General features: G+C 69.6%; 14 protein-coding genes. 8 read left to right on the forward strand and 6 right to left on the reverse strand.

Annotated elements, in window-relative coordinates:
• Window positions 1-295 precede the first annotated feature (295 nt).
• Both IG08_RS0135860 and IG08_RS0135865 read right to left on the reverse strand, forming a co-directional pair.
• Window positions 296-1,381 (reverse strand): S-adenosylmethionine:tRNA ribosyltransferase-isomerase, encoded by a 1,086-nt coding sequence (locus IG08_RS0135860; protein ID WP_030612619.1) that lies wholly within the window; start codon window positions 1,379-1,381, stop codon window positions 296-298.
• Window positions 1,378-2,073 carry an SDR family NAD(P)-dependent oxidoreductase gene (locus IG08_RS0135865; RefSeq protein WP_030612620.1) on the reverse strand — a complete coding sequence of 232 codons (696 nt, stop codon included), beginning with the start codon at window positions 2,071-2,073 and terminating at the stop codon, window positions 1,378-1,380. Before IG08_RS0135865 ends, IG08_RS0135860 begins: the two co-directional genes overlap by 4 nt.
• Window positions 2,074-2,258: 185 nt before the next feature.
• Here IG08_RS0135865 and IG08_RS0135870 point away from each other — a divergent pair, with 185 nt between their 5' ends.
• The 4 genes from IG08_RS0135870 (at window position 2,259) to IG08_RS0135885 (ending at window position 4,890) form a co-directional block, all read left to right on the forward strand.
• On the forward strand, window positions 2,259-3,404 hold the full coding sequence (locus IG08_RS0135870) for a GAF domain-containing sensor histidine kinase (RefSeq protein ID WP_030612621.1): 1,146 nt from the start codon (window positions 2,259-2,261) through the stop codon (window positions 3,402-3,404).
• Complete coding sequence (locus tag IG08_RS0135875) at window positions 3,397-4,038, forward strand: response regulator (RefSeq protein WP_030612622.1); 642 nt, start codon at window positions 3,397-3,399, stop codon at window positions 4,036-4,038. Before IG08_RS0135870 ends, IG08_RS0135875 begins: the two co-directional genes overlap by 8 nt.
• Window positions 4,039-4,217: 179 nt before the next feature.
• Entirely contained in the window at window positions 4,218-4,463 is a 246-nt protein-coding gene (gene chpE, locus IG08_RS0135880; protein ID WP_030612623.1) for a chaplin ChpE, read from the forward strand.
• 187 nt (window positions 4,464-4,650) lie between these two features.
• A complete protein-coding gene (locus IG08_RS0135885; RefSeq protein WP_030612624.1) occupies window positions 4,651-4,890 on the forward strand; it encodes a chaplin family protein in 240 nt (79 codons plus the stop codon).
• 290 nt (window positions 4,891-5,180) lie between these two features.
• Here IG08_RS0135885 and IG08_RS0135890 read toward each other — a convergent pair whose 3' ends face one another.
• Window positions 5,181-5,969 (reverse strand): hypothetical protein, encoded by a 789-nt coding sequence (locus IG08_RS0135890; RefSeq protein WP_078655877.1) that lies wholly within the window; start codon window positions 5,967-5,969, stop codon window positions 5,181-5,183.
• A 138-nt stretch (window positions 5,970-6,107) separates the two neighbouring features.
• On the opposite strand from IG08_RS0135890, the gene IG08_RS0135895 reads away from it, so the two are divergent.
• The 3 genes from IG08_RS0135895 to IG08_RS0135905 all read left to right on the forward strand — a co-directional run bounded on the left by IG08_RS0135895 (window position 6,108) and on the right by IG08_RS0135905 (window position 8,512).
• Window positions 6,108-6,905: an ABC transporter ATP-binding protein gene (locus tag IG08_RS0135895; protein ID WP_030612626.1), complete on the forward strand. Its 798-nt coding sequence runs from the start codon at window positions 6,108-6,110 to the stop codon at window positions 6,903-6,905.
• A 94-nt stretch (window positions 6,906-6,999) separates the two neighbouring features.
• Window positions 7,000-7,431 (forward strand): NfeD family protein, encoded by a 432-nt coding sequence (locus tag IG08_RS0135900; protein ID WP_030612627.1) that lies wholly within the window; start codon window positions 7,000-7,002, stop codon window positions 7,429-7,431.
• A 130-nt stretch (window positions 7,432-7,561) separates the two neighbouring features.
• Complete coding sequence (locus IG08_RS0135905) at window positions 7,562-8,512, forward strand: SPFH domain-containing protein (protein WP_030612628.1); 951 nt, start codon at window positions 7,562-7,564, stop codon at window positions 8,510-8,512.
• Window positions 8,513-8,576: 64 nt separating this feature from the next.
• On the opposite strand, the gene IG08_RS0135910 is transcribed toward IG08_RS0135905, so the two are convergent.
• From IG08_RS0135910 to IG08_RS0135920, 3 genes are all read right to left on the reverse strand, one after another.
• The gene (locus IG08_RS0135910; protein ID WP_030612629.1) at window positions 8,577-9,083 is read right to left on the reverse strand and encodes an HNH endonuclease; all 507 of its coding nucleotides are present in this window, start codon (window positions 9,081-9,083) and stop codon (window positions 8,577-8,579) included.
• Between the two features lie 145 nt (window positions 9,084-9,228).
• Complete coding sequence (locus tag IG08_RS0135915; RefSeq protein WP_030612630.1) at window positions 9,229-9,768, reverse strand: YbhB/YbcL family Raf kinase inhibitor-like protein; 540 nt, start codon at window positions 9,766-9,768, stop codon at window positions 9,229-9,231.
• Between the two features lie 44 nt (window positions 9,769-9,812).
• Window positions 9,813-10,595, reverse strand: a complete 783-nt coding sequence (locus IG08_RS0135920) for a sporulation protein (RefSeq protein ID WP_030612631.1) — start codon at window positions 10,593-10,595, stop codon at window positions 9,813-9,815.
• Window positions 10,596-10,733: 138 nt separating this feature from the next.
• Between IG08_RS0135920 and IG08_RS0135925 the strand changes: the two genes are divergently transcribed.
• On the forward strand, window positions 10,734-11,384 hold the full coding sequence (locus IG08_RS0135925) for a DNA-3-methyladenine glycosylase (RefSeq protein ID WP_030612632.1): 651 nt from the start codon (window positions 10,734-10,736) through the stop codon (window positions 11,382-11,384).
• The last annotated feature ends 359 nt before the right edge of the window (window positions 11,385-11,743 follow it).

Here is an 11,743-nt window from a genome sequence, read left to right on the forward strand (position 1 = left end):
GGGTGGACCTCTTCGAATAGCGCGGAGGTCGCTCGCTGTCCGGTGGGGACACGGGTGCTTCCGGCACAAACGCCGCGGGCGGAACCCGCGGCGCTGAGCGACGGGAGCCATTCTTAGCGGCCGCAAAATGCCCAGGCAAAGGTGTGACGTACGATCCCGGGTAGTGGACCGGGGGATACCAAAACGGGACAGACTGGAAGGTCTGCCCCGTTCATGAGGGAAGCCCGTGTCTCCTATTTCTTCTAGTAGGTGATCTGCGCCCTATGTGCGGGCTCACATCGGCGGCGTAACAGTCTCACCAGCAGTTGCTGAAGCAATGCTCTGTGTGAGGGTTCTCCTCCGGAAGGACGAGGTGTACGTCCCCGAACTCGTGCCACAGGTAGAGCCCGCGCAGCGCCTCGTCGTACCCGCGGTCGATCGCCGCCCGCCCGGCCACCGCCTCCAGCATCAGCAGATGCGAGGCCTCCGGCTCGTGCAGCCCGGTCAGCAGCCCGTCCACCACGCGCACGCCACGCTCCGGAGTGACGACGAGATCGGTCCACCCTTCACGCGCGTGTACGACGCCGTCGCACCCGGCCGCCGACTCCACGGCCCGCACCGCCGTCGTCCCCACCGCCACGACCCGCCCGTCCCCGGCCTTCACGGCATTGATCAGCCGCGCCGACGCCTCCGGCACCGCGAACCTCTCCGGATACGGCGGCTCGTGCGCCTCCGCCGAGGCCACCCCGGTGTGCAGTGTGACCGGCGCGAACTGCACGCCCCGGCTCACCAGCTCCGCCACCAGCCGCGCGGTGAAGGGCCGCGCCGCACTCGGCATCTCCGCGCTGCCCGACCCGTCGGACGACGGCAGCGCGAACACCGTCTGGTACACGGACAACGGCTGGTCCCGTTCCGTATAGGAGTAACGAATGGGCCGCCCGTGCTCCCGCAGCAGCCCGAGCACCCCCGTCGCCGGGACGCGCGCCCACCACAGCCGTCCGCTCCCCGGGTTCACCGGCTCCTCCAGAACCAGCCGCACGCCCCCGGACAGCCGCACCTCGGTCCCCACTGGTTCGCCCGCACGCGCACGCGTGGTGCCCCGCTCGTCGGGATCCCGCAGCTCGACCGCCCACCGCCCGTCGTCCCCGCGCGTGGAGAAGTGCACCACCACGCGCGCGTGCCCGATCCGCCCGTCGACGGCGGCAGCCAGCGTGGGAGACGTGTTGACGACCAGCAGGTCCCCCGCCCGCAGCAGCCGGGGCAGCTCGCCGAAGGCGTGGTGCGACACCGCCGTGCCCCGCGACACCAGCAGCCGTACGGCGTCCCGGTCCAGCCCCGGCCCACGCTGCTCGGCCGGCACCCGCGCCGACAGCTCCTCGGGCACCCTCACGGCGAGCGTCATCGCTCCTCCAGCAGGGACGGCGCCCCGTAGCGTCCGCTGGCCGGACGCTCGTCCAGCAGCCGCAGGAAGGCCGGCACCACGCCGGCCGGCTCCGGCCGCGGGTCCCTGTCGTCCGGTACGGCCGCCGCGTACAGGTCCGTCGCCATGTCCCCGGGGTCCACCGCCCAGACCCGCAGCCCGGGCTCCTCCTCGCCCAGCACCGCCGCGAGGTGGTCCAGGGCGGCCTTGGACGCCCCGTAGCCGCCCCACGTCTCGTACGCCTCGGCGGCCGCGTCCGAGCTGACCGCGATCACTGTGCCCGCCTCGGACGCCCGCAGCAGCGGCAGCGCCTCCTGGACCAGGCCCAGCGCGGCCACCACGTTCACCTCCAGCGCCCGCCGCAGCCCCTCCAGGGGCAGTCCGTCCAGCCGGACCAGCGGCTCGGCGCCCAGCGCGCTCGCGTTGTTCACCACCAGGTCGACCCCGCCGAGCTTCCACGCCGCCGCCACCAGCTCGCTTCGGTGCCCGGCATCCGTGACGTCCCCCGGCAGGGCCGTCACGCGCGTCCCGTGCGCCTCGAGCCACTCCGCCGTCTCCAGGAGTGCCTGCGGCGTTCTGGCGTCGAGCACCAGATCCCAGCCCCGCGCGGCCAGCGCCTCGGCCAGCGCCCGCCCCAGCCCCTTCGAGGCCCCCGTGATGATCGCTACCGACATGACACGTCCCCTCGTTCCCAGCCGCCACCTGATCGGCGTGCCCCCAACGTAGGAACCGGGCCGCCCCCGCCGCCTCGGACGCGGGCCGGAAAGAGGCGAGGCCCTTCGCCCTAGGTCCTCCGGCCCAGGCCACGGCCGCCACAGGTCCGATACGGACTGTCACACCCCGCCGGTACCGTGAGGGCATGAGTCAAGGCCCCCGGTCCGGCCTCGCCGCGGTGAGTTCCGCGCTGCTGGCCATGAGCAGGCACCTCGAGGTGCGCGACGTCCTCAAGACGATCGTCGCCTCGGCCCGCGAACTGCTCGACGCGCAGTACGCCGCCCTCGGCGTCCCCGACGACCACGGAGGGTTCGCCCAGTTCGTGGTCGACGGCGTGAGCGACGAACAGTGGAAGGCCATCGGCCCCCTCCCGCGCCAGCACGGCATCCTCGCCGCGATGCTGCAGGAGGCCCGCCTGGAGCGCCTCGCCGACGTGCGCAAGGACCCCCGCTTCGAGGGCTGGCCGTCCGCGCACCCCGAGATGGCCGACTTCCTGGGCATGCCGATCCGGGACGGCGACGAGGTCATCGGCGCGCTCTTCCTGGCGAACAAGAACTGCCCCAAGCCGGAGGGCGCCTGCGGCTTCACACAGGAGGACGAGGACCTCCTGACGATCCTCGCCCAGCACGCCGCGATCGCACTCACCAACGCCCGGCTCTACGAACGCAGCCGCGAGCTCACGATCGCCGAGGAACGCTCCCGCCTCGCCCACGAGTTGCACGACGCGGTGGCCCAGAAGCTCTTCTCCCTGCGCCTGACCGCACAGGCGGCCGCCGCCCTGGTCGACCGCGACCCGTCCCGCGCCAAGGGCGAGTTGCAGCAGGTGGCCGTGCTCGCCGCGGAGGCCGCCGACGAACTGCGCGCCGCCGTCGTCGAGTTGCGCCCTGCCGCCCTCGACGAGGACGGCCTCGTCGCCACCCTCCGCACCCAGATCCAGGTCCTCGACCGCGCCCACAGCGCGCGCGTGACCTTCGCGAGCCTCGGCGTCCGCGCCCTGCCGGCCGCCCAGGAGGAGGCCGTCCTGCGCGTCGCCCAGGAAGCCCTGCACAATGCCCTGCGGCACGCGGGTGCCGAGCACGTCGACGTGACCCTGGACCGGCGCGGCGGCGGAGCCGTCCTGCGGGTGACGGACGACGGCAGCGGCTTCGACCCGCAAGGGATACGCCGCGCAGGACGCCACCTGGGCCTGGTCTCCATGCGGGACCGGACGAGCGGCGTCGGCGGCACGCTGACCGTGGAATCGGCGCCCGGCAAGGGCACCACGATCGAGATGGAGGTCCCCGGTGGGTGACACAATCAAGGTGCTCCTCGTCGACGACCACCAGGTGGTCCGCCGGGGACTGCGCACCTTCCTCGAAGTGCAGGACGACATCGAGGTCGTGGGCGAGGCCGCCGACGGTGCCGAGGGCGTGGCCCGCGCCGAGGAACTGAAACCCGACGTCGTCCTCATGGACGTCAAGATGCCGGGTATGGACGGCGTCGACGCGCTGCGCAAACTCCGCGAACTGAACAACCCCGCGCGCGTGCTGATCGTCACCAGCTTCACCGAACAGCGCACGGTGGTCCCGGCCCTGCGCGCGGGCGCCGCCGGGTACGTCTACAAGGACGTCGACCCCGAGGCGCTGGCCGGCGCCATCCGCTCCGTCCACGCCGGCCACATCCTGCTCCAGCCCGAGGTCGCGGGCGCCCTGCTGTCCCAGGAGGAGAACAACTCCGGCCAGGGGAGAGGGGGTTCGCTCACCGAACGGGAGCGCGAGGTGCTCGGGCTGATAGCGGACGGCCGCTCCAACCGCGAGATCGCCCGCGCGTTGGTCCTCTCCGAGAAGACCGTCAAGACGCATGTCTCGAACATCCTGATGAAGCTCGACCTGGCGGACCGTACTCAGGCGGCGCTATGGGCGGTTCGTCATGGTGTGGCCGGCTGAAACGGGTGCGATGACGGTGGTGTTCGGCCATCCGCCGGCAATTCGGAGGGTTCCGCTCCGGACTGAGATTCATACCGTCGTGGGAATGTCCCCCGGATGGCGCATCCTTCGGCGATCTCCGCCGTTCTCCAGTGCGTGCTGCGGCGACTGCCGCGGCAATCGCTAGGGAGGGCTCAGAAGTGAAGAACCTGAAGAAGGCAGCGGCCGTGACGATGGTGGCCGGCGGACTGATCGCTGCCGGTGCCGGGATGGCTTCCGCCACCGACGGTGCGCACGCCGACGGCAAGGCCGTGGGCTCGCCGGGTGTCGTCTCGGGCAACCTCGTCCAGGCCCCGGTGCACGTCCCGGTGAACGCGGTGGGCAACAGCGTGAACGTCATCGGCGTGCTGAACCCCGCCTTCGGCAACCTGGGCATCAACCGCTGACTCCGGTCGCCCGGCGACAGTGACTTCGGCCTCCCGGGCACGCCCGGGGGGCCGGTCAGCTTGTCGCTCGAATGATCCGAACGGGCAGTACTACTTGAATTCCCGTGCCGTTCCGGATCCCTCCCGCGTTGATCAGCGCACGACCCGCGGCCGGGTCGGATACGCAAACGCAGGAGGAACGCTTCTCATGAACATCGCCAAGAAGGCCGCCGTAGCCCTCACCGTTGCCGGTATCGCCACGGGTGCCGCTGCCGGTGCCGCTGTCGCCGACGCGGGTGCCGACGGCGCGGCCGTGAAGTCGCCGGGCGTCGGCTCGGGCAACCTCGTCCAGGTCCCGGTGCACGTCCCGGTGAACGTGGTCGGCAACACCGCCAACCTCATCGCCCTGCTGAACCCCGCTTTCGGCAACGCGGGCGCGAACGACTGACGTCGGGTCAGGCACCGAGGGGCTCCGCAGGTCAACGGCGACTTGCGGAGCCCTTCGTCATGTTTGCGCAGGTGAGCGCTGTCCTTCGACTGCGGGCCGGTGGGGGCTGGTCGCGCAGTTCCCCGCGCCCGTGGGTTGGCCCAGCCACGGGTAGTCGCTGTGCCGCCGTAGCTGCGGGCAGTCGTGCCGCTTGGGGCGGCTCCCGACCCGCAGAAGCGGCACTCGCCCAAAGGCTGCGAGCGAGACCCACCCCCGCCCGGCACCCGCCCCGGGCACCGCAGAACACACGCTCACCGAACCCCGCGCTCCCGCTCCTCCACATACGCGTTGTACGCCGCGACCTGCGCCCGCCGAGCCGTCCGCTCCACCGGCCGCAATGCCTGAGAACGCGCCGCCATCTCCCCGGACGTCACCGCCGCCCCGTGCCCGTTCTCGTACGCCAGAGAAACGAGCAACCCCACCCGTTGGGCAAGTTCCAGCACCCGCACCGCCCGCGGCGGATACCCCGGCGCCAACACCTCCCGCCCCCGCTCGGCCCGCGCCCGGTACGCATCGAGCGCCGCCTCGGCCACCGGCCCCGACCCGGCCACATCCAGCCGGGAGAGAACCTCCGTCGCCTCCCGCAAGGCCTCCGCGAGCTCCCGCTCGGCCTCACCCAGCGACGGCACATCGGCAGGCGGAGCCTCCCGCACCGGCAGCACCTGCCACACGACCTCGACATGCACATCACCCTCGGGCCCGGCCTCGTACACCTCCGGCACCAACCCGAGCGCGGCGCCGTAACAGACCACGGCCTCCTCGGCCTCCATCGCCCGCGCGTTGAACTCCGGCGGGCCGCTCAGCCCCAGCGGATGCCCCGGCGCGGGCAGCGCGACCCGCAGGCCCGTCACCCCGAGCGACCGCAGCCGCCCCAGCGCCAGCGTGAGACCGACGGCTGCCGACTCACCCGGCAACCCCTCCACCCGGTGCACGGCGTCCTCGCCCACAATCGCGAGCACGGCGTCGTCCGGCGAGACAAGTCCGGCCAAAAGACCATTTCCCCAAGCGGCAAGTCGCCCTGAGCGTCGTTCCGAGAGCATGCCTCCACCCTAAGGACCGGACCGATGGAATGGAGCGGCCGACCGGTGGCGTAGATTTCCTTGAGGGCTGCGCCCACCGGCGCACGCGACAGCCGAGACGCCGAGACCGGCCACACTGCAAGGGGAGACAACGCGCTCATGAGCGATGTTCTGGAGCTTCAGGACGTATCCGTGGTCCGCGAGGGCCGGGCTCTGGTGGACCAGGTCTCCTGGTCGGTGAAGGAGGGCGAGCGCTGGGTCATCCTCGGCCCCAACGGCGCCGGCAAGACCACCCTCCTGAACCTCGCTTCCAGCTACCTCTACCCCAGCAAGGGCACCGCCACCATCCTCGGCGAGACCCTTGGCAAGCCCGGCACCGACGTCTTCGAACTGCGCCCGCGCATCGGCATGGCCGGCATCGCCATGGCCGACAAGCTCCCCAAGCGCCAGACCGTCCTGCAGACGGTGCTGACCGCCGCCTACGGCATGACAGCCGGCTGGCACGAGGACTACGAGGACATCGACGAGCAGCGCGCCCGCGCCTTCCTCGACCGCCTCGGCATGACCGAGTACGTGGACCGCAAGTTCGGCACGCTCTCCGAGGGCGAGCGCAAGCGCACCCTCATCGCCCGGGCCCTGATGACCGACCCCGAGCTCCTCCTCCTCGACGAGCCCGCCGCCGGCCTCGACCTCGGCGGCCGCGAGGACCTCGTACGCCGTCTCGGCCGCCTCGCCCGCGACCCGATCGCTCCCTCGATGCTGATGGTCACCCACCACGTCGAGGAGATCGCCCCCGGCTTCACGCACGTCCTCCTGATCCGCCAGGGCAAGGTCCTCGCCGCCGGCCCGCTGGAGCTCGAACTCTCCTCCCGCAACCTCTCGCTCTGCTTCGGCCTCCCGCTCGTCGTCGAACAGGTCGGCGACCGCTGGACCGCACAGGGCCTGCCCCTGTCGTGATCAGGTGAAGTACCCGCAAAAACACGGGTAAGAAGCCAGTTCCCGCCCCCCTGCGCCCTGTCCGAGGCAGGTCCCGCGGACCTACCATGACCATGTGAACGACATCGACGCATGGGTGTGGTGGCTCGTCGGCGCGGCAGCGCTCGGAATCCCGCTCGTGGTGACCGCGATGCCGGAATTCGGCATGCTCGCCGTGGGCGCTCTCGCCGCCGCGGTCGCTGCCGGAGCCGGCGGCGACATCGTCGTCCAGGTGCTTGTCTTCTCCGTCGTCTCGGTGGCCCTCATCGCCGTCGTACGGCCCATCGCGGTCCGGCACCGCGCCCAGCGTCCCCAACTCGTCACGGGCATCGACGCGTTGAAGGGCAAGCAGGCCGTCGTACTGGAGCGCGTCGACAGCGCCGGCGGCCGGATCAAGCTCGCCGGGGAAGTCTGGTCGGCCCGTTCCCTCGCCACCGACCGCGCCTACGAAGTAGGGCAGGAAGTCGATGTCGTGGACATCGAGGGAGCCACGGCGATCGTCATGTGACCTCGCAGGATGCAACTGAACCGAAGGCACTGCGAGTTGCACGACGGTCTGACAGACTCGACCAGCAAGATCTTCAACAACCATAAGATCTTCCGAAAGCGCCGAGGCGGAGAAGGGTACGGGGAGCACGATGGAACCGGTCATCATCGTCTTGATCATCCTGGTGGTGTTGGTCTTCATCGCCCTGATCAAGACGATCCAGGTCATCCCACAGGCGAGCGCCGCCATCGTGGAGCGGTTCGGCCGCTACACGCGAACACTCAACGCGGGCCTCAACATCGTCGTCCCGTTCATCGACACCATCCGCAACCGCATCGACCTGCGTGAACAGGTCGTACCGTTCCCGCCGCAGCCGGTGATCACCCAGGACAACCTGGTCGTCAACATCGACACGGTCATCTACTACCAGGTCACGGATGCCCGGGCCGCGACGTACGAGGTCGCCAGCTACATCCAGGCGATCGAGCAGCTCACCGTCACCACGCTCCGCAACATCATCGGTGGCATGGACCTGGAGCGGACCCTGACCTCCCGCGAGGAGATCAACGCGGCCCTGCGCGGCGTCCTCGACGAGGCCACCGGCAAGTGGGGCATCCGCGTCAACCGCGTCGAGCTCAAGGCGATCGAGCCGCCGACCTCCATCCAGGACTCGATGGAGAAGCAGATGCGCGCCGACCGTGACAAGCGCGCCGCGATCCTCACCGCGGAAGGTACGCGCCAGGCCGCCATCCTCACCGCCGAAGGTGAGAAGCAGTCTCAGATCCTGCGCGCCGAGGGCGAGGCCAAGGCCGCCGCCCTGCGCGCCGAGGGCGAGGCCCAGGCCGTCCGCACGGTCTTCGAGGCGATCCACGCCGGCGACCCGGACCAGAAGCTGCTCTCCTACCAGTACCTCCAGATGCTCCCGAAGATTGCCGAGGGAGACGCCAACAAGCTCTGGATCGTCCCCAGCGAGATCGGCGACGCCCTCAAGGGCCTGTCCGGCGCGATGGGCAACTTCGGCAACTTCGGCGGCGGTTCGGGGGGCGGCGGCAACTCCGGCAACAGCGGCTCGGAGCGCCGTGAGAAGCCGTCGATCGACTGACAAGCCTTTCCATACGACTCTGGGGCCCACCTCCGTCAGGAGGTGGGCCCCAGAGTCGTATGGGCTACGCCGCCGGCTGAACCAGCCAGTTCGGCAGCGCGCCGAAGTCCTCACGCCCCAGCGACAGCAGCATCGCGTCGGCCGGGGTCGGCTCGAACGGCTGCCGCAACAGCGGCATACCCGCCTCGTCCGGAGTCCGGTTCGCCTTGCGGTGGTTGTCCTCGGCGCACGAGGCCACCGTGTTCAGCCAGGTGTCCTGACCACCCTGCGCCCGCGGCACCACGTGGTCCACGGTCGTCGCCCGCCTTCCGCAGTACGCGCACCTGTGCCGGTCCCTCACCAGAACACCCCGCCGCGACCACGGGGCTTGTCTTCGGAACGGCACCCGTACGTACCTGCACAGCCTGATCACCCGGGGCGCCGGTATGTCGACCGCGGCTCCGCGCATGCGCAGTTCGGGGTGGGACTGCTCGACAACGGCCTTGTCCTGCAGCACCAGAACGACGGCTCGGTTCAACGTCACCGTCGACAGCGGCTCGAAGCTCGCGTTCAGTACCAGCGTGTCACGCATTACCAGCCCACCTCCCATGCGCACCGGCCCACCCCCTGGCGGGCTTGGATCAACTCTGGCCGGGCACGCCGAGATGGACAACGCAATAAAAATGCCCGCCTCTGATCACTTCCAAGACCAGAGGCGGGCAAACGTCCCGTGAACGTCAGCCTTCGGCGGGCACTTCGTACTCACCGATCAGCTGGGCACGCGCGATCGCGTGGAACCGCAGGTTGAAGCCCACGTAGGCAGGCGAGGCGTCGGCATCCGGACCGAGCTTCTCCTCATCCACGGCGTACACCGTGAAGACGTACCGGTGCGGCCCGTCCCCGGGCGGCGGCGCGGCACCACCGAAGTCCTTCGACCCGTAGTCGTTCCGCGCCTGTACGGCACCCTCCGGCAGCCCCTCGAACTTGCCGCTGCCCGCACCCACCGGCAGCTCGGTGACCGAGGCCGGGATGTCGAACACCACCCAGTGCCAGAACCCGCTGCCCGTAGGCGCATCGGGGTCGTAGCAGGTCACGGCGAAGCTCTTGGTCTCGGCCGGGAAGCCCTCCCACCGCAGTTGCGGCGAGGTGTTGCCGGCCGCGTAGACCTGAGCGTCCTTGAGCGTCGCGCCCTCCGCGACATCCTCGCTCGTCACCGCGAACGACGGCACGGGCGGGTGGAAGTCATGGGGGAGCGGCCGCCGCTTGAGCTCGGTCACCTCGGTACCTCCTGATCGGATCCTGTGAATCAGTGGTTCCGAGCCTAGAACCAGTTGCGCTTGCTGCCGACCTCGGACAGCCACTGGTTGAGGTACGCGGTCCAGTCGGTGCTCTGGTAGTCGTGCAGACCCACCTGGAAGGAGCGGAAGGTGTCGCTGCCCTCGCTGAACAGACCCGGCTTCTTGTCCATCTCCAGGATGACGTCCATCACGCTCTCGTCGGCCACGAAGCTCAACTCGACCTGGTTCAGCCCCCGGTACTGCTGCGGCGGGAAGAACTCGATCTCCTGGTAGAACGGCAGCTTCTGTCGCGTACCCCGGATGTGACCGCGCTCCAGGTCCGCGTTCTTGAAACGGAAGCCCAGCTGGAGGAAGGCGTCCAGAATCGCCTTCTGCGCCGGCAGCGGGTGCACGCTGACCGGGTCCAGGTCCCCGGAGTCCACGGCACGCGCGATCTCCAGCTCGGTGGTGACCCCGATGTTCATCCCGCGCAGCGGCTGACCGTCGATCGTCGTGATCGGCGTCTCCCACGGGATCTCGAGCCCGAACGGCACCGCGTGCACCGCGCCCGCCTTCAGCTCGAAGGCCCCGCCGAGCCGCACCTTCGTGAACTCGATGTCCTGCTTGTACTCCTGGTCGCCGCTCTCGACCTCGACCTTGGCCTGCAGTCCGACCGAGAGCCCCTCGATCTCCTGGTCGACGGACCCGCCCTGGATCCGCACCTCACCCTGGACGACACCACCGGGGACGACGTTGACCTCGGTCAGCACCGTCTCCACCGAAGCCCCGCCGGCCCCCAGGCTCGCGAGCAGCTTCTTGAACGCCATGTCTCTCCTTCAACGCGCGGATTCCTGATCCCTACAAACGCGATCCGGCCGTGGTCGGTTCCGCGCCTTCACCCTGGCAAGCAGAGACACCCTTGACCACCCCTTGGCCCACACCCGTCTGGACTAGGCTCCTACGCCATGATCGCGCTCCCGGACCGTACGCCACTCACGAGAGAGTTCTTCGACCGCCCCGTACTGGAAGTCGCCCCCGATCTCCTGGGCCGCATCCTCGTACGGACGACTCCGGACGGTCCGATCACCCTGCGCCTCACGGAGGTCGAGGCGTACGACGGCCCGAACGACCCCGGCTCCCATGCCTACCGTGGACGCACGGCCCGCAACGGCGTGATGTTCGGTCCGCCCGGGCATGTGTACGTCTACTTCACCTACGGCATGTGGTTCTGCATGAACCTGGTGTGCGGACCGGAGGGCACGGCCAGTGCGGTCCTCCTCCGCGCCGGCGAGGTCCTCGAAGGCGCCGAGCTGGCCCGCAAACGTCGACTCTCGGCCCGAAATGACAAGGAACTGGCCAAAGGCCCCGCCCGCCTGGCCACGGCCCTGGACGTGAACCGGGCCCTGGACGGCACGGACGCCTGTGCCTCCGGCGAGACACCGCTGAGAGTCCTCTCCGGTACCCCGGTGGCCTCCGACCAGGTACGCAGCGGCCCCCGCACCGGCGTGGCCGGCGACGGCGGCAACGGGGACGTCCACCCGTGGCGGTTCTGGACCGCCAACAACCCGACGGTGAGCCCCTATCGGGCCCATGTCCCAAGGCGTCGCTCAAGTTGACTCGCTCTTGGAAGATGCGTAACGTAGCCCGAGCCGCTTGAACCGGGTACTGCGTTCGTCAGCAGCCGGAAGCGGCTAAACCACTACCTACGATTACCCCTAAGCGGGGGCGAATTCGTCATGTCCGCATGCCTGAATTCGAACTCGCAGAACTCGATTATGAGTCCACGAGGGAATCGGCTAACGTAGTGAATGTCGAAAGGCCGACCGGCGAAAGCCAAGGCCTCCGGAAATCCCAGTCCGACTGGGAATCAGGCCCGAAAGGATCTGATAGAGTCGGAAACGCAAGACCGAAGGGAAGCGCCCGGAGGAAAGCCACGAGAGATTCTCTCGGGTGAGTACAAAGGAAGCGTCCGTTC

The sequence above is a fragment of the Streptomyces fulvoviolaceus genome (assembly GCF_000718165.1).
Lineage (GTDB): Bacteria > Actinomycetota > Actinomycetes > Streptomycetales > Streptomycetaceae > Streptomyces > Streptomyces fulvoviolaceus.